At 48.2% G+C, this 22,995-nt stretch carries 20 protein-coding genes; 13 read left to right on the plus strand and 7 right to left on the minus strand.

Annotated features, from left to right (window positions below):
- The first annotated feature begins 31 nt into the window (after positions 1-31).
- Together EQU24_RS05005 and EQU24_RS05010 are read left to right on the plus strand one after the other, a co-directional pair.
- Complete coding sequence (locus EQU24_RS05005) at positions 32-874, plus strand: response regulator (RefSeq protein WP_017840546.1); 843 nt, start codon at positions 32-34, stop codon at positions 872-874.
- Between the two features lie 450 nt (positions 875-1,324).
- A complete protein-coding gene (locus EQU24_RS05010; RefSeq protein WP_017840545.1) occupies positions 1,325-3,151 on the plus strand; it encodes an ATP-binding protein in 1,827 nt (608 codons plus the stop codon).
- A 248-nt stretch (positions 3,152-3,399) separates the two neighbouring features.
- Here the strand turns inward: EQU24_RS05010 and EQU24_RS05015 are convergent, their stop codons facing one another.
- Together EQU24_RS05015 and EQU24_RS05020 are read right to left on the minus strand one after the other, a co-directional pair.
- Positions 3,400-4,452, minus strand: coding sequence for a GGDEF domain-containing protein (locus EQU24_RS05015; RefSeq protein WP_017840543.1), 1,053 nt, complete (start codon positions 4,450-4,452; stop codon positions 3,400-3,402).
- Positions 4,453-4,867: 415 nt separating this feature from the next.
- Positions 4,868-5,974 carry a protein-glutamate methylesterase/protein-glutamine glutaminase gene (locus EQU24_RS05020; RefSeq protein ID WP_017840542.1) on the minus strand — a complete coding sequence of 369 codons (1,107 nt, stop codon included), beginning with the start codon at positions 5,972-5,974 and terminating at the stop codon, positions 4,868-4,870.
- Positions 5,975-6,059: 85 nt separating this feature from the next.
- On the opposite strand from EQU24_RS05020, the gene EQU24_RS22270 reads away from it, so the two are divergent.
- Positions 6,060-6,230: a hypothetical protein gene (locus EQU24_RS22270; protein ID WP_017840541.1), complete on the plus strand. Its 171-nt coding sequence runs from the start codon at positions 6,060-6,062 to the stop codon at positions 6,228-6,230.
- 276 nt (positions 6,231-6,506) lie between these two features.
- Here EQU24_RS22270 and EQU24_RS05025 read toward each other — a convergent pair whose 3' ends face one another.
- Positions 6,507-7,103 (minus strand): chemotaxis protein CheD, encoded by a 597-nt coding sequence (locus EQU24_RS05025; RefSeq protein WP_017840540.1) that lies wholly within the window; start codon positions 7,101-7,103, stop codon positions 6,507-6,509.
- Positions 7,084-7,923, minus strand: a complete 840-nt coding sequence (locus EQU24_RS05030; protein ID WP_341867690.1) for a CheR family methyltransferase — start codon at positions 7,921-7,923, stop codon at positions 7,084-7,086. Before EQU24_RS05030 ends, EQU24_RS05025 begins: the two co-directional genes overlap by 20 nt.
- Before the next feature lie 110 nt (positions 7,924-8,033).
- Here EQU24_RS05030 and EQU24_RS23220 point away from each other — a divergent pair, with 110 nt between their 5' ends.
- The 7 genes from EQU24_RS23220 (at position 8,034) to EQU24_RS05065 (ending at position 15,442) form a co-directional block, all read left to right on the plus strand.
- On the plus strand, positions 8,034-9,245 hold the full coding sequence (locus EQU24_RS23220) for a methyl-accepting chemotaxis protein (protein WP_017840538.1): 1,212 nt from the start codon (positions 8,034-8,036) through the stop codon (positions 9,243-9,245).
- A gap of 19 nt (positions 9,246-9,264) precedes the next feature.
- Positions 9,265-9,633 (plus strand): response regulator, encoded by a 369-nt coding sequence (locus EQU24_RS05040; RefSeq protein ID WP_017840537.1) that lies wholly within the window; start codon positions 9,265-9,267, stop codon positions 9,631-9,633.
- Positions 9,634-9,893: 260 nt separating this feature from the next.
- The gene (locus EQU24_RS05045) at positions 9,894-10,223 is read left to right on the plus strand and encodes an STAS domain-containing protein (protein WP_017840536.1); all 330 of its coding nucleotides are present in this window, start codon (positions 9,894-9,896) and stop codon (positions 10,221-10,223) included.
- Positions 10,220-12,427 carry a chemotaxis protein CheA gene (locus tag EQU24_RS05050; protein ID WP_017840535.1) on the plus strand — a complete coding sequence of 736 codons (2,208 nt, stop codon included), beginning with the start codon at positions 10,220-10,222 and terminating at the stop codon, positions 12,425-12,427. The genes EQU24_RS05045 and EQU24_RS05050 overlap by 4 nt, the downstream gene beginning before the upstream one ends.
- A 182-nt stretch (positions 12,428-12,609) precedes the next feature.
- Positions 12,610-12,732 carry a hypothetical protein gene (locus EQU24_RS23225; RefSeq protein WP_017839019.1) on the plus strand — a complete coding sequence of 41 codons (123 nt, stop codon included), beginning with the start codon at positions 12,610-12,612 and terminating at the stop codon, positions 12,730-12,732.
- 85 nt (positions 12,733-12,817) lie between these two features.
- Positions 12,818-13,384, plus strand: coding sequence for a chemotaxis protein CheW (locus EQU24_RS05060; RefSeq protein WP_017840534.1), 567 nt, complete (start codon positions 12,818-12,820; stop codon positions 13,382-13,384).
- Positions 13,385-13,408: 24 nt separating this feature from the next.
- Positions 13,409-15,442, plus strand: a complete 2,034-nt coding sequence (locus EQU24_RS05065; RefSeq protein WP_017840533.1) for a methyl-accepting chemotaxis protein — start codon at positions 13,409-13,411, stop codon at positions 15,440-15,442.
- 469 nt (positions 15,443-15,911) lie between these two features.
- Here EQU24_RS05065 and EQU24_RS05070 read toward each other — a convergent pair whose 3' ends face one another.
- Entirely contained in the window at positions 15,912-17,048 is a 1,137-nt protein-coding gene (locus EQU24_RS05070) for a GNAT family N-acetyltransferase (RefSeq protein ID WP_026130138.1), read from the minus strand.
- 115 nt (positions 17,049-17,163) lie between these two features.
- Here EQU24_RS05070 and EQU24_RS05075 point away from each other — a divergent pair, with 115 nt between their 5' ends.
- Complete coding sequence (locus tag EQU24_RS05075) at positions 17,164-17,772, plus strand: hypothetical protein (protein ID WP_017840530.1); 609 nt, start codon at positions 17,164-17,166, stop codon at positions 17,770-17,772.
- A 154-nt stretch (positions 17,773-17,926) separates the two neighbouring features.
- Positions 17,927-18,673 (plus strand): hypothetical protein, encoded by a 747-nt coding sequence (locus EQU24_RS05080; RefSeq protein WP_026130137.1) that lies wholly within the window; start codon positions 17,927-17,929, stop codon positions 18,671-18,673.
- Between the two features lie 337 nt (positions 18,674-19,010).
- Here EQU24_RS05080 and EQU24_RS05085 read toward each other — a convergent pair whose 3' ends face one another.
- On the minus strand, positions 19,011-20,078 hold the full coding sequence (locus EQU24_RS05085) for a glycosyltransferase family 10 domain-containing protein (protein WP_017840528.1): 1,068 nt from the start codon (positions 20,076-20,078) through the stop codon (positions 19,011-19,013).
- A 520-nt stretch (positions 20,079-20,598) separates the two neighbouring features.
- On the opposite strand from EQU24_RS05085, the gene EQU24_RS05095 reads away from it, so the two are divergent.
- Positions 20,599-21,576 carry a mitochondrial fission ELM1 family protein gene (locus EQU24_RS05095; protein WP_026130136.1) on the plus strand — a complete coding sequence of 326 codons (978 nt, stop codon included), beginning with the start codon at positions 20,599-20,601 and terminating at the stop codon, positions 21,574-21,576.
- Positions 21,577-21,647: 71 nt separating this feature from the next.
- On the opposite strand, the gene EQU24_RS05100 is transcribed toward EQU24_RS05095, so the two are convergent.
- On the minus strand, positions 21,648-22,793 hold the full coding sequence (locus EQU24_RS05100) for a glycosyltransferase (RefSeq protein ID WP_040575608.1): 1,146 nt from the start codon (positions 22,791-22,793) through the stop codon (positions 21,648-21,650).
- Between the last annotated feature and the right edge of the window lie 202 nt (positions 22,794-22,995).

The following is a 22,995-nucleotide window of genomic DNA, read 5'->3' on the forward strand; positions in this document are numbered from 1 at the left end:
TGCCGAATTTAGGTCTCTTAGGAGTTTATTTATGACTGAATCCGAATCGCCATCGGAGCGTGTGCTCTTACTCGTCGACGACGAAATCAATATCGTCAAAGCTTTGAAACGGTCCTTGCGTAGAGATGGTTATCAAATTTTGACGGCCAATAGCGGTGCCGAAGGATTGGAACTATTGGGTCGACAACGCGTAGGAGTTATCGTTTCCGACCAACGCATGCCGCACATGACCGGTGCCGAGTTTTTAAGCGAAGTTAAAGTTCTTTACCCCGACACGATGCGTATCATGTTGTCCGGGTACACCGACTTGGAATCGGTCACCAATGCGATCAATGAAGGAGCGATTTATAAATTTTTGACCAAGCCGTGGGAAGACGATTTGTTGCGGGATAATATCCGCATAGCGTTTGAACATTATGAGATGGCTTTCGACAATCGGCGATTGACCGCCGAGTTGCAAAGCGCCAACGAGGAACTCCAGCAATTCAACCGGGAGTTGGAGCGCCAGGTCAAAGAAAAAACGCGGGAAATTATTCGCAATGTCAATTTGCTGCAGGTATCGCAAGAAATACTCGAGCATTTGCCGGTAGCGGTGGTGGGTATCGATGAACAAGGCATGATAGCCGTCTCGAATCATGAATCGGACAAAATGCTACTCGGTCCGTCCGTCGGCGGACTGGTCGGATTGCAAGCCAGCAAGGTAATGCCGTCGGAAGTCATGAACTGGGTAGATCAATGTTTCGGCGGCGTTTTACCGGATAATAATACCGCTCGAATTTTAACTCTAGGAGGCGTCGAGACGACGGTTTCGGTGCGGGCGATGGGCTATTCCAGCGGCGCCAGAGGTGTTATTGTTGTGTTAATCCAGGTTTAAGTCATGATCTCCAATGATTTCGGTTACCGATTCAGAGATTGAGCCGATATCGCCGGAAGAGCAGCGCTACAAACCATAATCACAAAAAACGTAGGGTACGCTGCGTGTACCAAAACCGTGCCCGGGCGGTTCGAATAGACATTGAAGATTGTCCGTTATCAAGAATGCTTATAGGTTAAGTAGCCCGCCCCTCGTCGGGATGTTTTGTTAAACCATTAAAATCGCTAAATTCTGGTCAAAAGAAGTAAAGAGTTGAGGTATGCCCATCGCACTTCAAATTTCGGCATTGACGCATGGAGGCGCCGGGGGGGGCGGCAAAGGCTTTGACAGCAGGGATGCTGTCACAAAGCCTACATGGACGTATTCACGGCGTCCTTTGACGAACCCCCCGGTGCCGAAATTTGACCAGCAAAGGGTATACAAGAAACTAAAGCAAGTTTTGGAGACGCTATGCTGTTCAATGAAAATAAGCAATTGCAATGGATCAGCGAATTGTACCAATTGGGTCAATCCGATTCATTGCACGAAAATCCCGGTCAATTTTACCGAGATATCCTTCGCTTTATTTTGGAAGGGTTCGATGCCGATACCGGTTCGTTGACCATGCTTGAAAATGAACGCTATGTCATCAAAGCCGGAGCCGGATTGCCCGAAGAATATATCGGACGGCCGATATCGGATCAAAGCGCAGTCATTCGTTGGGTGTTGGAGAACCGGTGCGCATTATTGCTCAAAGGTAAAATCGATCAAGATCCCCGCTTCAAGAATCACGGTCCGAGATCCGATTCGCGTATTCCTGCGGCGGCCCTTTGCTGGCCTCTGATTTCGGGACAACGCTCGATTGGTACGATTTGCGTTAATAAATTAAATGAACCTTCGACATATACCGAAGCGGATCTAGAAAGCGGCCAATTAATGGCCAATGCGATCGCGCTGGCGATCGACAATATCCTGCTGAACATCGACCGACGCAAGCACATTCAAGAACTGGCCGGTGCTAACCGCCAGTTGCAGATTATCCGGCGACGCTATGAAGAGTCGGAAAAACGTTTGCATGACATCCTAAATTCATTGGACAGCGTGGTCTGGTCGATGGAGCCTGGAACCTTGAAACTCCTCTATTTAAACGATGCGGCCGAGGTGATTTCCGGCAGACCGGTCCGGGATTTTTTCGAAAGGCCGGATTTATGGTTGTCCATCGTTGATCCTAAGGACAGACAAAACGTTGAAAACCGGTTAGCCGATTTACCTGCGGCCGGTACCCAGAAGCTCGCCTACCGCATCGTACGTCCCGACGGCGAACAGCGCTGGCTATATCAATCGATGCGTTATGTTCGCGATGAAAACGAAGCGCCGCTACGAATCGACGGTATCACGGCCGATATTACCGAGCATAAAAAGGCCGAGGACTTGCTAAAACAGCGTAATACGGAATTACAGCAAGCGTTGACACAACTTCAGGAGCTGCAACAGCAATTGATGCAATCGGAAAAAATGTCGTCGATCGGCCAGCTGGCAGCCGGCGTCGCGCATGAAATCAACAACCCGATCGGCTACATCAATTCTAATCTGACATCGTTGAAAAACTATATAGAGGACTTACTTGAGCTTGTAGAAATGTATGAAAATATCGATGCGGTTTGCAACGATGCGGAACGGATCGATCCGTTACAGGCATTTAAACGGCAGATCGACTTGCCTTTTTTGAAAGAAGACGTGCTCGACTTGTTAAGCGAATCGCGAGAAGGAGCTGAGCGAGTCAAAAAAATCGTGCAGGATCTCAAGGATTTTTCTCATGTCGGCGGAGACGATGACTGGCAATGGGCGGATTTACAGGCTTGTTTGGATAGTACGTTGAATATCGTGCATAACGAGACCAAATACAAAGCGGATATCATTAAAGAATACGGCGATCTTCCACGGGTCTGGTGTTTGCCGCATCAACTGAATCAGGTGTTCATGAATTTATTGGTTAACGCCGCGCATGCCATTGAAGAGAAAGGCACGATCACGATTCGTAGCGGAACCGAAGCCGGCGGCCGGGTATGGATCGATATTGCGGATACCGGAAAAGGCATCGATCCTAAGCACCTCAATAAGATTTTCGATCCGTTTTTTACGACCAAACCGGTCGGTAAAGGAACTGGTTTAGGGCTTTCGGTTTCGTACAGCATCATTAAAAAACATCACGGAGAAATTCGCTTGGGCAGCCGCGTCGGCGAAGGCACCACGTTTCGGATCGTGTTGCCGGTAGAATATAACGCGCCGGGTAAATGAATACCGATCTAATTTGTTGGGGCTAACGTATTTCGATTGATCCTATAATCCTAAATTCGGCAATTTAACCATGAAGCACATGAAAAAATCCTTGAAGTATTTCAGGAGAGCGAAACTGTTTTGCAAAAGCATGGCAAGCTGTTGAATTAGCCTTTTATTTTTAATGGTGAAATCCTTTCCTAGGATAATAAGCATTGACTGTAAAGTAGCGGAACGACGAAATCTGAGAAAAAGGTCATCGAGCCCCATTAAAAAAATTCCACATCGCCCGACTCCGGACTTTGCGGCGCTTTTTCAATCAATCCTTGCTCGAGCAGTTCTTCATAGATGCGGATTTGGTTTCTGCCGTGCTCCTTGGCATAGTACATGGCTTGGTCGGCGCAGGCGATTACTTCGGCGGGGCTGTCTTGATTCGTGACTTGCATGATGCCGATGCTCACCGTTACATGCCCTAGTTGCGGAAACTCATGAGTCTCGATGTTTTTTCGCAGACGTTCGAATACCGATTTTGCCTCCTTCATTTCATAAGCTTGTAACAAAATCACGAATTCTTCACCGCCGAAGCGGAAAATCAGGTCTTCGTCGCCGCGAATGTCGCTTTTCATTTGCCTGGCTACTAAGATTAACACTTCATCGCCGAATAAGTGCCCGAACCGGTCGTTTACGACTTTAAAATGATCGATGTCGACAACGCCCAACCAAAAGCCAAGCGGGTTTTTTTCGCGTTTGATCAAGCGCCTACGGTTTTTTTCATTGTTTCGGATCAGGATGCTGATGAGTTCTTTGTCGAGAGTTTCCCTGTTGAGTAACTGAGTCAATTTGTCTCGTTGACTGTTGTCGATCAATTCCAGATAGTTGGCATATACCTTGAGCAGGCCGTGAGCATAACGCAGAATATCCAAGTCGGGCGTTTCCTTGCATTCTTGGATCAAGATGGCGAAAACTTCGTTGTCATGATCGATTGCCGGGTAAATGTAATGCGTTACCTTTCCGGCTTTGTTTTGGATTTGCTCCAAACTGCCTAGTAAAACGGCGGCTTCGATACCCGCCTTCAGATGTTCGGAAATGCAATGTGTTTTAGTATGTTTGCCACCGGTTTCGATCACGCCATTGACCGAATAGGCGAGTAGAGCAAGCGAGATTTTGGGTTTTGCTTCGACCACTCTGTACAGCTTGAATTCTTGCCCCGTCGTCAGCTCATCCAAGGTCTTCAATAAGCTTTTTTCGAGGATTTCCCGGTCGTGATGCCGAGTCATTTCGGCTAGACTATCGATGATCTGAATAGTGCTGATTTTATTCATTATTAGGCTCCTCGGTTAATCTTAGAGTTTTGTTGTTATTATCCTAGAAAAAGCATTTCACCATGAAGAATAGGAGGTTAATTCAATAAGTTATTACACGTTTGTAGAGAATTTTCGCTCACCAAAAAGGTTAACGAGAATGCTTAGGTAATTTCTTGAAATCCTTCATGAACCTTCTGCGGGACGGGTTATTTAACCCGTCCCCAACGTTTCGGTTTGCCCTAAACATTTCGGCTGACTTCGGCCAAAGTCAAAACGTTTAGGACGGGGTTGCAAACCCCGTCCTGCTAGGGTCACATGTAATCTATGGACGAGCCTCTTGCATTGCGCACAGCGTACCTACATCGACTTGGCGTAGTATTAATTGCAACTATTAACGCGAACATAGCCTAAATTAAGGTCTATTTGCCGATACTCATTCGGTCGTATTCGAAGCTTTGCCCAAAGGTGCTCCGAACGACGAATTAACGATGAGTTCAGGTATCGAATTTAAAGACAGCGTTTTGGATACGCCGCCGAGTTTCACTGCTTCTTTGGGCATGCCGTAGACGATGCAGGAGGCTTCGTCTTGCGCGACGGTGAACGCGCCGGCATCGAACATTTCTTTCATGCCTTTCGCGCCGTCGTCGCCCATGCCGGTCATGATGATACCGACGGCGTTCGGGCCGGCCGATTGCGCGCAGGAGCGGAATAAAACGTCCACGGACGGCCGGTGCCGGCTGACCAATGGCCCGTCTTTGACTTCGACGCGATATTGCGCGCCGCTTCGGCGCAGCAGCATGTGTTTGCCTCCCGGAGCGATTAGAACCTGTCCGGGGATGACTCGGTCGTTGGTTTCGGCTTCCTTGACGGAGACTTGGCAAAGGCTGTCAAGCCGCTTGGCGAAGGCAGCGGTGAATGCCTCGGGCATGTGCTGCACGACCACCAGTCCCGGCGTGGTTCTAGGGAGTTTGGTCAATACGAATTCCAAGGCTTGAGTACCGCCCGTCGAAGTACCTATGGCAATCACCCTGTCGGTCGTTTCCGACAGAGGTTTTAAATGCGATGGGGCGATGACCGCATCGGCATTTTGTTTGGGTTTTGGCTCGGTGCTTGAAGGCATGCTTTTTATTTTACCGACCCGGGCATGGGCCGCGGCTTTTACGGCATCGATAATCAGCGTGTTGGATTCCTCGAGGAAGTGGCGTAGGTTGACCTTGGGCTTAGTGATGATGTCGACCGCTCCGGCACTCATTGCCTGCATCGTCACTTCGGCGCCTTTTTCGGTTAGCGTCGAGCAAATGACGACCGGAGTCGGGTGTTCGTGCATGATTTTCTTGAGAAAGGTTACGCCGTCCATACGCGGCATTTCGATATCCAGCACGATCACGTCCGGCCACTCTTTTTCCATTTTTTGCAAGGCAAAAATCGGATCGGGCGCCGATCCGATAACGTTGATACCGGCGGTGCCTTCGAACAATTGTGTGAGAACCTGTCTAACGACTGCCGAGTCGTCTACGATGAAAACTTTAATGATATTCATGCTTTGGATTTTTATATGAAGGGGTTAGGCAAAATTAGCAGCAATTCCCAGTTTGAGCAGTTTCGCCGATTTTAGGGTGTGGGGTATGCCTGTCGAGGAACGTCGTAAACCCATCCATGGGGGCTTGGCAGCAGGGCAGATTTTGCAGGAGCAAAAATCTGCAAGCGCCAAGGATGGCGTGAATGCAGATTTTGCAGGAGCAAAAATCTGCCCTGCTGCCGACATCCTCGCCAAGCATACCCCACACCCTTTTTGATCTCCAAATTGGGAATTGCTGCAAAATTAGTCCTGATTAGCAAGAGGCTTCAGCTTGCTGAAGCCAACTGTCCGAGCAGTGGCCAGTCGTAGCCACTTCTGCGGGACGGGTTATTTAACCCGTCTCCAACGTTTCGGTTTGCCCTAAACATTTCGGCTGACTTCGGCCAAAGTCAAAACGTTTAGGACGGGGTTGCAAGCCCCATCCTGCTAGGGATATGCTGGTTTTTGGGCTTTAGCTGAAGAAACTTGCTAATCAGGAAATTAGTTGATTGCCTTACCAAAATTCCACGTCCGATTTGATTTTTTCTTGTGCATCGATGCGTTTTTTCCAAAAAGACCGCTCTTGTTTTTCTAGCTGTTGTGTAAGCGCGGTTTCGATGGTTTTGACGTATACCGAAAAATCGCTACTCACGAAATGAATGCTACGGCCTACCATACCTCCGAAGCTCGCCGCCAGTATCGGTATTTTTTCTTGCGCCAAGAAGGTTTTGATAAATTCGATATTGACTTCCCCGACGGATAGTTTGTCGGTTTTGTCGCTACGTAAGTGTAGTACATTGCCGCCGCCGAAACATTTGGCTTTAATTTGCGATTTTTTGGCCCCTTTTTTCATCATATCGTTGATCAAAAGCTCCATGGCATAAAGTCCGTAACGGCCTTCCTCGGTTTCGATAATCGGACGGCTTTTGGAATGATGCTGATAGGCGAGTAAAAAGTGATTCATGCCCGCTATTTTGTTGACAGGGTCGAAGAGGCATGCGGCTACGCAAGAACCCAGCAGGGTCGATATTAACTCGCCGCTGGTGCTAACATAGTATTCGCCGGGCTCGATAATCACCCGGCGAGTTTCTTTATAAGGTAGAACGATCATTTTTTCTGAAAATCGACGGTTTGATCATTTCCAGATCGCAAGTTACCCGGTGCAGGCTTTCGGAGTGGCTGATGAAAAAATAGCCGCCCGGTTTCAATGCTTTGACGATTCGCTCGACAACCGCTTTTTTGGTGTTTTGATCGAAATAAATCAAAACATTGCGTAAAAAAATCACGTCGAAGTGTTTGATGAGCTTGTTAGGTAGCGAGTGCATCAAGTTGATTTGCTCGAAGTGCGTTCGGTCGATCAACGACTCGTCGACCCGGAAAAAACCTTCTTGAGAGCGTACGCCACGCAAACAGTATTTTTTTAGCAAGGCGGGATCCATTTGTTCCAAGCGAGCCATCGGGTAGATTCCGTTTCGAGCAGTGTCAAGTACGCGCGTGCTCAAATCCGAACCTAGTATATCCCATTTCTTTCGACCTAATGTTTCCGCTAAAACCATCGCCAACGAGTAAGCCTCTTCCCCTGATGAGCAAGCCGCGCTCCAGGCGTTAAAGTGTTCTCCCTGCCAAGACTTTAAGAGAGTTGTCCGCAAAAAATCGAAGTGTTTGGGTTCGCGAAAAAAATAGGTTTCATTGGTGGTTAAAAAATTAACCATGATTTGAAATTCATCGGCAAATTCGGGTTTGCTCAGAAGACGATAATATTCCCCGTAGCTAGTCAGTCCATGAAAATGTAGGCGTTTGGCGAGCCTTCCGGCAACCATGACTTTTTTTTCGGGTGCTAAATAGATGCCGGCGTGTTCGTAAATCAAGCTCTGAAAGCAATCGAATTCTTTTTTAGTAATCGGTGAAATGCTAATCGTTGTATCCTTGATTCATGCGCTAATCGGTCATATCGCGGCCAATAGAGAACGTTGATTGTGTTGTGTGGCGTAAAACTTTACTATAATTGATAACTTAACCGAGCCAAAAAAGGAAGTATTTAATGTCTTTTTCCGATAACACGCCAAAAATTGCCGCAAACGGAAAATTCGCCTTCTACAGTATGCCGACAGGTTTGGGTTTGCTTGGGGGGGGGGTAGCTATCTGGCAAGGCGCATTCAATCTCGTCGGCTTTATCGCATTGGGAATACTTACCGCAACAGGTTTCGTTATTGGGCTGGCATTGTTTAAGCGTCAACAGGAGAGTTTGAAGCGCTTGGATGCTCAGTGGAAAAACGATGAAAATGCCAAGTTGAGCGACGCAAATGCTTATTCGATAGAGCTGGAAAAGCTGATTATGGAGGTCATCCCGATCGTTATTCGTCAGGTCGGGACCTCCCGTGCTCATACCGAGCAGGAAATTACCACGTTATCGGTTCAATTTTCAAGCATGGTTTCGCAAATCGATGCGTTAACCGGAAGGTCGTTGCAAGGTCGCCAGGAAGATCATATCGATTCATTGCTTAGCGGAAGCCGGGCGACTTTGGAAGGCGTTATTCAAAATCTCAATCAGATTAATCAAGCTGAACGTGTCATGATCGATCAAGTTAGAGAGCTATCGACGTACACCAACAGCCTCGATAGTATGGCGCAAGAAGTTCGTAAAGTCGCCGAGCAAATTAATTTGCTGGCATTGAATGCCGCGATCGAAGCGGCTAGAGCCGGGGAACACGGGCGCGGTTTTGCGGTCGTTGCCGACGAGGTCAGAAAACTGGCTGGCTTTTCATCGACGACCGGCGAAAGAATCAGCCGGACGGTCAATGAAATTATTGCAGCGATGAACACAACGCTAAGAACGGCAGAGTCGTCGACGGAAAGCGACGAACAAAATATCGATTCCGCCGATCACGCGATCAACCGAGTTCTGTCCGATATCAAAGCGACTTTGACAGCTTTTAAAGATGATGCGGCCGAATTGATGGATAATAGCGGGCAAATCCGCAATCAAATTTATTCGGTTTTGACGGCGCTGCAATTCCAGGATCGAGTCACTCAGATGCTAGATCATGTCGAACATAATCTAGAACACCTGCAAAATGCTATCGAAAAAACGCAAGGAGCCGGACACAGGCGTCATGCCGATATGATTAACGTCGAACAAACCCTATCGACAATGGAGCTGAGTTATACGATGCCCGAAGAGTTGATTAATCATGCTTCGGCGACAACTTCCCATGACCGGTCGAGCTATTCCGACGATCTTACTTTTTTCTAATTCAAGGAGACCCTCTAACATGGCAAAAACGATCATGATTGTCGATGACTCCGCTTCTATCCGGCAGGTCGTCAGCATTGCGTTAAAAGGCGGCGGTTACGACGTTTTAGAAGCGTGCGACGGTAAAGACGCGCTGAACAAACTGAAAGGTCAAAAAATTCATCTGATCATCACCGATGTCAACATGCCGAATATGGACGGTATTACGTTTGTGCAAGAAGTCAAAAAATTAGCCGATTATAAGTTTACGCCGATGATGATGTTGACCACCGAAGCTGCCGAAGATAAAAAACAGGCAGGGAAGGCGGCCGGTGCTAAGGCGTGGCTGACCAAGCCGTTTCAGCCGCAGACTTTAATGACGGCGGTATCGAAATTGGTTTTACCTTAATCAAAGCAGCAATTCCCAGTTTGAACATGCTCTCGGAGTTGAGGGTGTGACGCATGCTTGTCGAGGAACGCCGTGAACCCGTCCGTGGGGAGGCTTGACGGCGGCTTCCTCGCCAAGCATACCCCACACCTTTTTTACCTTCAAATTGTGAATTGCTGTAATCAACGTGTGAATTTGTTAAGCGATAGAATCTCTGCTACCTTTGATACATTGTCAATACAAATGTCCGCTTTTCACCGTCAGTTACCGGGAGCAAGCCTTTGGCCATAGAAGTCAGCGAAAAAAACGGTATAACGATTATCGCGATACAAGACGATATGACTATCTATACCGCGAGCGAACAAAAAGCGCGGCTCTCGAAATATTTACAGTCGGGCCGCGAGCTGCAGATTAACTTGTCCGGCGTTTCCGAAATGGACAGCGCTGGCTTGCAGCTTTTGTTATGGCTCAAGCAGGAAGCTGGCCGTAATGCGATTAAATTGAGTCTGGTTAGACATAGTCAGGCCGTTGTCGAAGTGTTGGAGTTATTGAATTTGACGGGGCACTTCGGCGATCCGGTGGTTATTTCGGCGAATTGGAATGCATCATGAGCGAATTAGACGCGGCAATACAGACTTTCGTACAAGAGGCCGATGAACTGCTGGCCGAAATGGAATTAGCGTTGCTTGGCCTGGAAGATAACCCGGACGATAGCGAAAGCATCAATAGCGTATTCAGGGCGATGCACACGATCAAAGGCAGCTCGGGCCTGTTCGGATTCGATTCTATCGTGGCATTCGCTCACGAAGCCGAAACGGTGCTGGACCAAGTTAGGCGAGGCCAACGCGAGATTGACGGCGCGTTGATCTCGACATTACTGAATTGCAAGGATCATACATCCAAATTGATCGAGCATTATTTAACGGAGGCGGAACAAGAATTACCGCAAGAATTGAAGTTGAAGGGCGAGTCCTTAATCAAGCAATTAGGGGGCGCTACGACAAAGCAAAAAAGCATGCCGGTTGAAGCGGACTCGAAGCACGGAACTTCCGAAGCGTCTGACACCGAGGATGATACGAACGATAGCGATTGGGTGATTCTTCTGGAGTTCGGGCCCGATGCCTTGCGTAATGGCATGGATCCGTTATCTTTTATTCGGTACTTGAAAACGCTGGGTGACATTGTCGATATCTTGACTTCGACGCCGGACTTACCGACCGGCGAGGCCATGGATCCGGAGAGCTGTTATCTGCATTTTAAAATCGTATTTCGAGCTAACACCGATAAACAAAGCATCGAAAGCGTTTTCGAGTTTGCCGAGGACGACTGCGAAATTAGAATTATTCCGCCTCATTCGCAAATCGAGCATTACCTAGATCTGTTGGCCGAACCGTCCGACGAAGACGGCGCCCAGGTCGAACGCTTGGGAGAAATGTTGATAAACATCGGCGCATTGACACCGAAGGAAGTCGCCAAAGCTTTACAGCGGCAAAGCGAAGATAAAGCCGAATCGCCGGAACAAGCGAAACCGATTGGAGAGATTCTGGTCGAGCAGCAATCGGCTGAGCAGCCGGTTGTCGAACAAGCACTCAAAAAACAGCAAAGTGTTAAACAAAAAATAGCGGCCGAAGCCAACTATATTCGAGTCGATTCGGAAAAGCTCGGTAAATTGATCAACTTAGTTGGCGAATTGGTGATTTCCGGCGCGGCGATGCGCATGATGGTCGATCGGCACGGCTTGAGCGATGTCGAAGAGGTCGCGGTCAGTATGAACGATCTGGTTAGCGAAATTCGCGATACCGCGCTCGAACTCAGAATGGTCGCGATCGGCGAAACGTTCTCACGATTTCGGCGCGTGGTTCGCGATGTCAGCAACGAGCTGAATAAGCAGATTGAGCTTAAAATTACCGGCGGCGAAACCGAACTCGATAAAACTGTAGTTGAGAAAATCAACGATCCGTTGACTCACTTGATTCGCAATTCACTCGATCACGGCATCGAAATGCCGGAACAGCGTAGGGCGGCCGGCAAGCCCGAACAAGGCACCGTGCATCTCAATGCCTATCACGATTCGGGACATATCGTCATTCAAATCGCCGATGACGGCGCCGGATTGAATGACGAAAAAATTAGAACTAAGGCCATTGCCAACGGCTTGATAACGCCAGATCAAGTATTGACCAAGCAAGAAGTTTTTGACTTGATTTTCGAGGCGGGTTTGAGCACGAAGGATGAGGCGAGTAATTTATCGGGACGCGGCGTCGGCATGGATGTCGTGCGCCGCAACATCGAAGCGCTAAGAGGCTCAGTGAGTCTTGATAGTGAGCCGGGTCAGGGTACGACGGTCACGATTCATTTGCCGTTGACCTTGGCGATTATCGACGGTTTCATGGTTGAAGCCGAACAAGAGTGTTACATAATCCCGCTTAGCATGGTCGAGGAATGCGTTGAAATGAGCCCCGAAGAGTGCGAAGTCGACGAGATTCAGCATTATGTCAATTTGCGAGGCGAAGTGATGCCTTATTTAAGGCTTGGCGATTATTTCAATAATCGCAAACAGCATAGCAATATTCACCGGGAAAGCATGGTCGTGGTACGTTTCGGCCAGACTAAAGTCGGATTCGTGGTCGATAAGTTGCACGGTGAGCATCAAACGGTCATCAAACCCTTAGGTAAGGTCTTCGAACAATTAAAAGGCATCAGCGGCGCGACGGTGCTGGGTAGCGGCGATGTGGCATTGATTTTGGACGTGCAAGGCTTGGTGCAGTTCGCGACAAGAGATAAGAGTCGTGCGTCGATCGGTTTAGCCGGTTGAGGAATGCCCCGCCAATGTATACCCATCGTAGATCAAAATTCGGTACCGGGGTGTCCGTCAAAGCAGCAATTCCCTGGTTGAGCAGTTTCGCCGATTTTAGGGTGTGGGGTATGCCTGTCGAGGAACGCCGTAAACCCATCCATGGGGGCTTGGCGGCAGCTCGAACGCCAAGGATGGCGTGAATGCAGATTTTGCAGGAGCAAAAATCTGCAAGCGCCAAGGATGGCGTGAATGCAGATTTTGCAGGAGCAAAAATCTGCCCTGCTGCCGACATCCTCGCCAAGCATACCCCACACCCTTTTTGATCTCCAAATTGGGAATTGCTGGCCTCCTCGGGAACTGCCGAAATTTGAAGTGCGAAAGGTGTATCATCAGTAAAGGAGCTGATTTATGAGTAATTTAGTCGTCAAGGGAAAAAGCGGTCAGGAGTTAGCGGCGGGGTCGGCCGATCAATTTCAACAATATTTGACTTTTTTGGTCGGTAAGGACAATTTCGCGATCGGCATTCTGGACGTCAAGGAGATTATTGAAATCAGCAATATTACGCGTGTGCCGATGACGCCTGATTACATCAGAGGTGTAATCAATCTGCGCGGCAATGTCGTGCCGGTGATCGATTTATCTGCGCGTTTGGATCGTCATCCGAGTGAAATTACCAAACGCAGTTGCATTGTTTTGGTCGAGGTCGAAACGCATGGCGAAGCCCAGGTCATCGGTATGTTGGTCGACCAGGTCAATGAAATTCTCGATATTCCGCAAGCCAATATTCAGCCGCCTCCCGATTTCGGCGCCGATATCAGAACCGAATTTATCCAGGCGATGGGTCGGGTGGACGATAATTTTATTATCTTGCTGGCCATCAACCGGATTCTCTCAATCGACGAGCTGTCGCAATTACAGCATGTCGTTAAGTCGCAAAACAGCGCTTCGCAAACCGATACCTCGGAATTGGCATAACTTTCACGAATAGGGACTCATCTCATGGCTATCAATGATCTAAAAGTAAAAACAAAAATCCTAAGCGGTGCCATGTTGTTAGTGGCGATAACGGTCGTTTTCGGAGGCTTGGCTCAAGTATATATGGGTCGTGTTTCCGGGGCATTGTTCGGTATAACCGACCATGATGCCAAAGCGGTTGAATATGCGACCGGTGTCGAACGAATGGCTCTATTGACGATCATGGAAGAAAAAAATTATTTATTGTTCGAGCGGGACGAGATTCATCAACGCGCCGAAGACAATGTGAAGCAATTGTTCGGCTATCTGGATAAAGTGGATGAAGTCGCCAAACAATTCAATAATACGGGTTTACTGGAGCAATCCCAAGTCGCTCGCCGGGATACGATCCGCTATGCCGAGGAATATCGAAGAGGGGTGGCGGCGCTGAAAAATAATCGAGACGCTGTACGCCAGATGGTTGATCGGGGCGAAATCGTCATCAATGCCGCTGCTCAATTCATGGATATGCAACGCAACGCCTATACCGATGCGATGGGCCGGGGCGCCGATGCCAGAACTCTGGATCAATTCGTGCAGCGCTATATCCTAACTACGAATATTCGGACAGTGGCCAACCAAATCATTCGTTTTGAAAAAGAAGAGGTGAATTACAAGGATCGAAAAGCCTGGAATCAAATGACGGTGTTGTTGCCGCAATTGATGCGCTTGTATGACGATTTGCAACAAATTACGACCGCGCAAGCAGAATTGCGCTTAATCGAGGACGCACGCCGCGCGACGACGGAATACCGGCAAGCGGCGGAAAGTTGGATCAAAAACGACGACGAATTGAAGCAGATTCTGCAGCGCATGGAAGAACTGGGAAATACTGTGATACAACAAGCCCAGGATGCAGAAAGTGCCGGTGTCGCGCAATTGGCTGTAGCCCGCGACCAAGCCGATGCTTTAGTCAAGGAAGCCAATATGATTATCATTGGCACGATTATCATCGCTGTTGTTTTAGGCGTGATGATTGCCTTATTCCTTGCCTCGCTGATCACGAAACCGATTATTAAAGGGGTTACATTCGCGCAATCGCTGGCGGCAGGTGACTTGACAACGACGCTCGATATCGACCAAAAAGATGAAATCGGAATCTTGGCGGATGCTTTGAAATCGATGAGCCGCCAATTCAAGGAGGTCGTGCAAGGTGTGCGTTTGAATGCCGACAGTTTAGCCAGCGCCTCTCATGAAATTAGCGCGACCGCACAAACTTTGAGTCAGTCGGCGATGGAGCAGGCTTCTAGCGTCGAGCAAACTACAGCATCGGTCGAGCAACTGAATGCATCGGTTCAGCAGAACGTCGAAAACGCCAAGGTGACCAATGACATGGCGAATTCTTCGGCACGCGATGCCGCATCCGGCGGTGAAGCGGTCAAGCGGACCGTTTCTGCGATGAAAGAGATAGCCAGTAAAATCGGATTGATCGAGGACATTGCCTACAAGACCAATCTATTGTCATTGAACGCGGCGATCGAAGCCGCGAGAGCCGGGGAGCACGGTAAAGGCTTTACTGTCGTTGCGGCCGAGGTGCGTAAACTGGCAGAGAACAGCCGCGTGACCGCACTTGAAATCAACGAGCTGGCGACCAAGAGTGTGAGTATCGCCGAAGAAGCCGGTAAATCGCTTGAAGACGTCGTGCCGAATATTCAAAAAACGGCGGATTTAGTCGAGGAAATTACGGCATCATCGGAAGAGCAAGCGCAAGGCATCAGCCAAATCAACGATGCGATGAGTCAGTTGGATCAAGCAACACAACAAAATGCTTCGTCTTCGGAAGAATTGGCAGCGACGGCGGAGGAAATGAGCGGTCAAGCGGAACAATTACAGCAAGCCGTAGCGTTCTTCAAGGTCGATAATGTGGCGACGAATAGCGTTCATGTCAGAAAAGCTTCAATGCCGAATAAACCTTCGGCATCAAGGCCTGTCGCAAAAGCCAATACAACGACTTCGTCTCGGTCTTCGGGAGGAGTATCGAACGCCGATCCCGATTTCAGGGATTTCGAAAAGTTTTAGCTTGTTTGTTCCATGAACCTAAAAAAATCAGTTAAGCATTCTAAATCCCCTCATGCTTCGACAAGCTCAGCACGAGCGGATTTCACGCGCTCTAACCGATTTTTTAGGATGAATGCCATGAAGTTAACGAAGAAAAGAGTCTTAAAATCAAATGACCGATCTTCATGGATTTTCATGCTCATCCGGAGGGGTATCGTTTTATGAACAAGCATTGAATAACTTGATCAATAGCCCCCTCTCCCCATAGGCGCCAACTTAAGAAAATAACGCGTCATTCCGCCAGGGATTGGCGGAATCCAGTGCCAGGGACGGCAAAGCGTAGCTTCACATCCATGAAACCTGGATATCGGCAATCCATGCCGAGATGACGAATAATGCCGCAAATGCACCATAGAGCAGGCACTAAGTTGGCGCTTATGGACGGTTGGGGTGAGGGAAGTCAAAACCTAAGTTATTTCATGCCCGTCCCTTAGGTTTGCAGCTTAAACGGCAGATGCTTTTCGGCCAGCAAGCGGTATTTTTGAATTTCAGCGGTTTCCCAATCAAGAAAATCATCGATGGCAGCGGCAAAGCGCCGGTCTTTAATCCAGTGTGCCGAATAGGTGTAAACCGGTTCGAAACCGCGGGCAATTTTATGCTCGCCTTGCGCGCCGGAATCGAAGCGCTTTAGATTATTAGCCAGACAATAGTCCAGTCCTTGGTAGTAGCAAGCTTCAAAATGCAAACTATGATATTCCTCGTTACATCCCCAATAGCGTCCGTAAAGCGTATCGTTTCCGATAAAACTGAGTGCTGCGCCTATATAGTCGCCGTCTTTGACGGCAACGATCAATAGTAAATTTTGCGGCATCGTTTCGGCGATTTCCAGAAAAAAGCCGAGATTGAGATAAGGCTGCATGCCGCGCTTGAAATAAGTCATTTGATAGAAGCGATAAAAAGCCTCCCAATCTTGCTCCGATATATCTTTTCCGGAAATTTGTCGAAATTGAACGGATTGTTCCGCAATACGCCGGCGTTCGCGTTTGACTTGTTTGCGCTTGCCGGCCGAAAAGCTATCGAGATAGTCGTTAAAATCCCTGTATTCTCTATTAAACCATTGGAATTGAATGCCGGTTCTAAGACTCAAGCCCTCGAACACAAGTTGTTCGGCCGAGGTTAAATCGGGAAACAGACAATGCCAGGAAGAAGCGCCGGTATCGGCAAGCGTTTCTTTTATGTAAGAAGCAATGAATGAGGTGATGCGCCGTTGGTCCGCGCCGGTTTTGATCGCGATACGCGGTCCTTGACAGGGTGTGAATGGGATAGCGGTTAGCAACTTCGGGTAATAATCCAAGTGGTGGTTATGATAGGCTTCGGCCCACTGATAGTCGAAGACGTACTCTCCTCGCGAATGAAATTTAAGGTACAAAGGCATTAATGCGACCGGCTCGTTTTGTTCGTAAATCAACAAATGCCGGGGCTGCCAGCCGGTTTCAGGGCTAGCCGAACGGCAGCGTTCCAAAGCCGATAAAAATTCATGGCGCAAAAAAGGGTAGTTTGAGCCAACCAAACTATTCCATTGATCTCGGTCGATTTGACTAAGACCGTCGATCTGAATCGCTTTCATCGGAGTCATGAGGCAAAAAATAGCATGAAGTATGTCGAAAAGTGGAGTTCATTTGTCATTCAGCCATTCCGATGCATGATTGACTCATCATTTAGACGATAGGGAAGGATGCGATATGAACTTTATCAAAAGATTGTTTATTTTGTCGGTTTTGTTGAGCGTTTCGGCTTGCGCCCGGCAAGGCTCTTATCGACAGTATGACGGGCCGGTGGTTGTCGAAACAGGACGATCTGTGAGTTATGTTGTCGAGCGTCCCTATCCGGTTTATGTACAACCAAGAAGGACAGTCGTCAAGACGATCGATTATCGACCGGTCAACATTTCGAGAACCTATGTGTCAAATGACAGGTCGACGCCTAATATGTATCAAAAACCGCAGGCAAGGCCTCAACAGGATGTTCGTGTGCGCACTGTCGAATCCCGTGGCGCCCGTCCGGATTATAAATCGGGAAATGGTTCAAGAACCGGAAAACCAATTAATGATAAACCAAACGCCGAATCAACGAGACGGGTATCTTACGATCGACCGGAAGCCCGACGTTCGCGTCAAGCCTTCAGGTCAGAGCAAGTTTCCGGTGAGCGAGGCAAAAACAGAAAAGCCGAAAGAGACTTCAATAGCCGAGATGAGCGTTCGGAAGAAAGTCAAAGATCGCGCGACTATACCGAAATTCGGCAGCGGGAGTTGACACTAAACACCGGGGCGAATGACCGGGCTCGGCGATAGCGACCTGTCGGGCCGTTCTCGGTGACCTTTGGCTAGCCTACGGCGAGTCCATAACGGTTGCACAAAGGTCGGATCGGTGGCGATAACAAGGTATAATTTCCGGGTTTAATTCATGAGACGTTTAGTCAAACCGGTCCACGCTTAGGATAGAAAAATGAAAACAATACTTTGTATGAAATGGGGTACGCAATACGGCGCCGATTTCGTTAACCAGCTTTATCGCGGCGTTCAAGACAATATTACCGGAGATTTTCGGTTCGTTTGTTTAACTGACGACTCGAGCGGCATGATCGACGGGATAGAAGCATTGCCGTTGCCTAACATTGAACTGGGCAATGCGGTGATTTGGTCCGGTTGGCGTAAGTTATCGTCGTTGTCGTCGCAATTAAAAGGAGCGCCTTATCATTTATCCGGCGATATTTTATTTTTGGATATCGATCTATTGATTACCGATTCGATCGATGTGTTTTTTGACTATAAACCGGGCGCTTTTTGCATTATCGAGAATTGGACGCAATTGGGTAAGGGTATCGGTAACTCATCGGTTTATCGATATAACATCGATCGGTATCAATATATTTTTGACGATTTCGAATCCCGTTATGAAGAAATTTACAAAACCGTTTCTAATGAACAAGTTTTTTTGACTCAATCGGTCGCTAAAACCGAAACTGTTGAATGGTGGCCTGAAGAATGGTGTCGCAGTTTTAAAGTACATGCCTTGCCTAACCGGTTATTACAACCTTTCATTCCGGCAAAATTACCGCCTGCTTGCCGGATTTTAGTGTTTCACGGTCATCCGAAGCCTTTAGAGGCCCTACAAGGAGTTTGGCCTCGCGGTAAAAAAAGTAAGCGCTGGATACGACCTTGTCCATGGATCAGTCAATTTTGGAAGGCCTAGGTTTATGCTATTGTTGTGCTGTTCCTCAAGTCATCGCTTGCTTGTGCTGCCATTAAGTTAAGGGAAGCCCGTCATCCGTTATGGACTGGCGGAATCCAGTGCCATGGTAGTTAACATAAGTCATTATGAATTGATCTATACCTTTCGCACTTCAAATTTCGGCAGTGCCCGAGGTGGTGCCGGGTTTCCGACAAAGGCTTTGCCAGCATGGAGCTGGCATAGAGCCTACATGGACGTATTCACGGCGTCCTTTGACGGACGCCCCGGTCCGAATTTTGATCTACGATTGGGTATATAACGGCGAGAGCTCTAGCTTCTCGAAGCGACAAGCATATTTCTAAGAAGAAATCTTTAATTGCCGTTTCCGGTTGCGGTTGACGCGATATTTTTCATGCAAATAGCCAATAGAGCTGAGCAAAGATTGTTTATTGATCGCTTTGCGGGAGCGGATCATGCTGTCATGCGCTAATGACTTTATCGGTTCATGATGCCGTTCGATGTGCCGGCTGAGAACCGAAAATAAATTATAGTCCTCCAAAACCCGGCGCCGGGCTTCAAGAATGAAAGGTAAACGCTTTTCGTATTCGTGGTTTTCGATAGCGTCCTTAATGATGCGGTAAGATTTATCTACATCGAAAATATCGATATAAATGAAACTTTCTTTAGGAAAATAATCCTCGACATTGGTGCAACCGAAGTAAAAAGGCAGCGTAAAGCCCAAAAAGGCATCGGCTAATTTTTCGGTCCAATGATGATCGCCGACAAAGTTTTCGATGGCGATGTGATAACGATAAGCATCGAGTGCGATAGCCTTATCATCCATGTCGCGAACGCCGTGGCCGAATATTTCCAGCTCGGGCAGACGTTTTTTTAGCGACTGAGTAAACCGATAACGTTGGTTATGCAGGGTATGTTTTTGCTGTTTACTGGAGCAGACCGTCGAAATGGAGAGGCTTTTGTTCGGTTGCATGGCCGCGAGGCGGTCATAAGAAATTTCGGTTTGCTTGCCGATGCCGTAAAACCAAATTAAGGCCGGTTGAGAAAAAATTCTGTTATGGTGTGCAAGCGCAAAATTTTCCTGACTGGTCAATACATGGCCGAATTGAGCCGTATATGAGCTCCCATATACTTTGATCGTCGAAGGTTCGGTGGTTATCAATAGCGTGTTTTGTTTAGGGCAACGGAGCTTTTCTTCGCGTATCGAAAAACGTTCGCCGCCGACTTTAGGTAAGTCGTCATAGACGACCAGCCAATCATAATCTTCCAAGTCAGGATCGAAACTAAAGGTACACGCTCCCCAAGTATTCGTATTTCCTGGGAACTGTCGCATGAAAATGCGCGATTCCGTTTTGGCGAGAAACTTGACGACGATAGGGGATGACGGTTTGAATGCTTCTTCTATCATTAGGCTTGGATTGAACGGTGAGTTTTATTAAGGCAAATGTTGGCAAAATTCATGCGATCAATAACTTAATAAATTGATGGAATTGCTTAATAAGGCTAATTATACTGACTCGCCACGGAATTCGAACCTTTTGTTTGACAAAGAAGATTGATCTTAGGATTTCGTGATAAATAACGTCCTGGAACTATGAGCCTTGTTGAGGGTTCGGTCACTCGCTTGGCAGGACGCCGTGAATACGTCCGTGTAGGCTTGACGGCGGCGACTGATTGCCATGGATGGCATGAATGCAGATTTTGCATTACGCCATGGATGGCGTGTATTAGGGCAATGCAGGGCAGAAAAATGCTCCTGCATTTTCTGCATTCATTACATCCATGTAACTCAGCAATTGCCGAGGAGCAAAAATCTGCCCTGCCGCCGACACCTGCCAATCGAGCAACCGAACCCTCCTTAAAATAAGGAAGTTATTTACGGCCAAATCCTTAGTGCGGCTTATTTAAACCGATTAGGAAGAACGAATTTGAACACACAGATTAAAACTTGTTGGGTATTGACATTGGGAATACCCGGAATGGACAACCAATCGCTCGGCTTAGCCCAAGCATTAGGTTTGGAAATCGAACAAAAGCGGATTTGTTTGACCTGGCCTTGGCGGCATTTGCCGTCGCGTTTTTGTCTCGCGCCATTGCGTTTTTTGGGGCCGGGTAGCTCGAACTTCAATCCGCCCTGGCCCGATGTCGTGATCGGGACCGGGCGACGCACGGTAGCTGTGGCTCTGGCGATAAAAAAAGCCAGTGGCGGCAAAACCTTTAATATTCGCATACAAGATCCTTACTATGCCTACGATAAGTTTGATGTCATTGTTACGCCGAGACATGACGGCTTGTCGGGTCCCAATATCGTGAACAGCATCGGAGGACTCCATGCCATTACACCGACTCGTCTCAAACTTGCTGCCGAGCATTTTGCGCCGCAATTTTCCGACCTACCGCGTCCTTTAGTTGCCGTAATGGTGGGCGGTTCCAATAAATGTTATCGAATGACGGCCCAAATTGGTAGGCAACTCGGCGCGAGGCTTGCTGCTTTGTCAAAAGAAACCGGAGCGGGCATTTTATTGACGACTTCCCGGCGCACCGGCGCCGAAGTCGAAGCCGTGTTGCGTGAAGAGCTGAGCGACACGCCTTCGCTTATTTGGGACGGTTCCGGTGAGAATCCGTATTTGGGTTTTCTAAGCTTAGCGGATGCGATTTTGGTGACCGCCGATTCGGTCAATATGGTTTCTGAAGCGTGCACGACCGGAAAACCGGTTTATGTCATAGAACTTGAAGGCGGCTCGGATAAATTCAATCGATTTCATCGAGGCATGCAATCGGAAGGCTATACACGGCCGTTTATTGGGAAGCTGGAAAACTGGACTTATCCGCCGCTCGACGATGTCGGCAATGCGGCGCGGGAAATCGGCCGGCGAATGAGCTTGAAAACCTACTCAAAAATTTGAAACAATTTTTACATTTATTATGGCACGATCAATGGTGATGCCGCGTTTTGCATGGATCACATGTTCGGATTTTAGTGGTCGAGAACAGCACGCCTTTTGTCAGCCATCAATTCTCGATAGGTCTTTAACGTTTCCGAGCACATGTTTTCCAACGTGAAAATATCATTACGCCTGATCTGAACGGAGCTTCCGGTCAATATTTTTCGAGTGACCTCGGCGGCCTCGTTCACATTTCCGACTTCGATCTTACCTTCCGGAAACAATCGCTCTAGTTGTTCCTTGACGCCGCCGTGACTGTAGCCAACGACCGGAACGCCCAGGCTTAAAGACTCGGTAACGGTGCGGCCGAAAGACTCCGGTTCTTTCGACAGGGAAAAAACGGTTTTCGAGATTGCGATGATGTTTTGTAAGTCGCTCCGGTGGCCGGTTAAGGTGATGTCATTGTTCAATTGTTTCTCAAGGATCAGCTGTTCGAGCTCTTGTCTGTATTCTTTTTTCTTAGGCGAGGTTTCGCCGACGATCAGCCCATGCACGGGCAGGCCTGACTGTTTCAATTCGGCGATAATTTGGATGAAGTCCTCAATGCCTTTGCGGCGAGACAAGCGCCCTGCGAAAGTCAGCAGCGGCTTATTTCGCGTTTGCGGATAAGTAGCTATCCAGTGATCCTGCCAGTTTTGGTCGGGAAAAAAATCCGGGTTATACAGCGTCGTATCGACGCCTCGGTAGATCACCGAAATTTTTTCGGGATCGACATCGGGGTAAGAACGCAGAATATAATCGCGCATCATCTCGGAGACGGTGATGATGCGTTCGCTTTTGGTCATGATCGCGCTGTAACGATTGACCGAATGCTGACCATGAAAAGTCGAAATCAGCCTAGGCCTTCCATTTTCCGGTAGGCTTTTCCAGGCCAAATAAACCATCCAAGCGGGTAGCCTCGAGCGGACGTGAACGATGTCCGGGCGAATATCCCGCATCAGTTGTTTGAACCACGGAATATATTTAAACGTCGACAGTTTTTTGGCGCCTATGTCCGCTTCGATATGCCGGCTGCCTTGGTCGATTAATGATTGCACCAAGCGCCCGGCCGCCGAAACGACAATTGATTCATGCCCCTGTTTGACCAAGTAACGGCCGATTTCGAGCGTGCCTTTTTCAACCCCGCCGCTGTTTAAGGCTGGCAAAACTTGAATTACCGTGATTTTATGATTAGACATCGTAATTTTATGTGAAATTTTTAAGCGAGGCTGAGTCTGAACTCCTCCATGTATACCCATCGCAGATCAAAATTCGGCACCAGGGTGTCCGTCAAAGGACGCCGTGAATACATCCCTGTAGGCTCTATGCCAGCTCCATGCTGGCAAAGCCTTTGCCGCACACCCTGGCGCCTCCTCAGGCACTGCCGAAATTTGAAGTGCG

It is taken from the genome of Methylotuvimicrobium buryatense, from assembly GCF_005931095.1.
GTDB classification, from domain to species: Bacteria; Pseudomonadota; Gammaproteobacteria; order Methylococcales; family Methylomonadaceae; genus Methylotuvimicrobium; species Methylotuvimicrobium buryatense.

Coding starts and splice junctions, on each gene's coding strand:
- EQU24_RS05005 (WP_017840546.1), top strand. CDS start 32: ATGACTGAATCCGAATCGCCATCGGAGCGTGTGCTCTTACTCGTCGAC.
- EQU24_RS05010 (WP_017840545.1), top strand. CDS start 1,325: ATGCTGTTCAATGAAAATAAGCAATTGCAATGGATCAGCGAATTGTAC.
- EQU24_RS05015 (WP_017840543.1), bottom strand. CDS start 4,452: ATGAATAAAATCAGCACTATTCAGATCATCGATAGTCTAGCCGAAATG.
- EQU24_RS05020 (WP_017840542.1), bottom strand. CDS start 5,974: ATGAATATCATTAAAGTTTTCATCGTAGACGACTCGGCAGTCGTTAGA.
- EQU24_RS22270 (WP_017840541.1), top strand. CDS start 6,060: ATGCCTGTCGAGGAACGTCGTAAACCCATCCATGGGGGCTTGGCAGCA.
- EQU24_RS05025 (WP_017840540.1), bottom strand. CDS start 7,103: ATGATCGTTCTACCTTATAAAGAAACTCGCCGGGTGATTATCGAGCCC.
- EQU24_RS23220 (WP_017840538.1), top strand. CDS start 8,034: ATGTCTTTTTCCGATAACACGCCAAAAATTGCCGCAAACGGAAAATTC.
- EQU24_RS05040 (WP_017840537.1), top strand. CDS start 9,265: ATGGCAAAAACGATCATGATTGTCGATGACTCCGCTTCTATCCGGCAG.
- EQU24_RS05050 (WP_017840535.1), top strand. CDS start 10,220: ATGAGCGAATTAGACGCGGCAATACAGACTTTCGTACAAGAGGCCGAT.
- EQU24_RS23225 (WP_017839019.1), top strand. CDS start 12,610: ATGCAGATTTTGCAGGAGCAAAAATCTGCAAGCGCCAAGGATGGCGTG.
- EQU24_RS05060 (WP_017840534.1), top strand. CDS start 12,818: ATGAGTAATTTAGTCGTCAAGGGAAAAAGCGGTCAGGAGTTAGCGGCG.
- EQU24_RS05065 (WP_017840533.1), top strand. CDS start 13,409: ATGGCTATCAATGATCTAAAAGTAAAAACAAAAATCCTAAGCGGTGCC.
- EQU24_RS05070 (WP_026130138.1), bottom strand. CDS start 17,048: ATGAAAGCGATTCAGATCGACGGTCTTAGTCAAATCGACCGAGATCAA.
- EQU24_RS05075 (WP_017840530.1), top strand. CDS start 17,164: ATGAACTTTATCAAAAGATTGTTTATTTTGTCGGTTTTGTTGAGCGTT.
- EQU24_RS05080 (WP_026130137.1), top strand. CDS start 17,927: ATGAAAACAATACTTTGTATGAAATGGGGTACGCAATACGGCGCCGAT.
- EQU24_RS05085 (WP_017840528.1), bottom strand. CDS start 20,078: ATGATAGAAGAAGCATTCAAACCGTCATCCCCTATCGTCGTCAAGTTT.
- EQU24_RS05100 (WP_040575608.1), bottom strand. CDS start 22,793: ATGTCTAATCATAAAATCACGGTAATTCAAGTTTTGCCAGCCTTAAAC.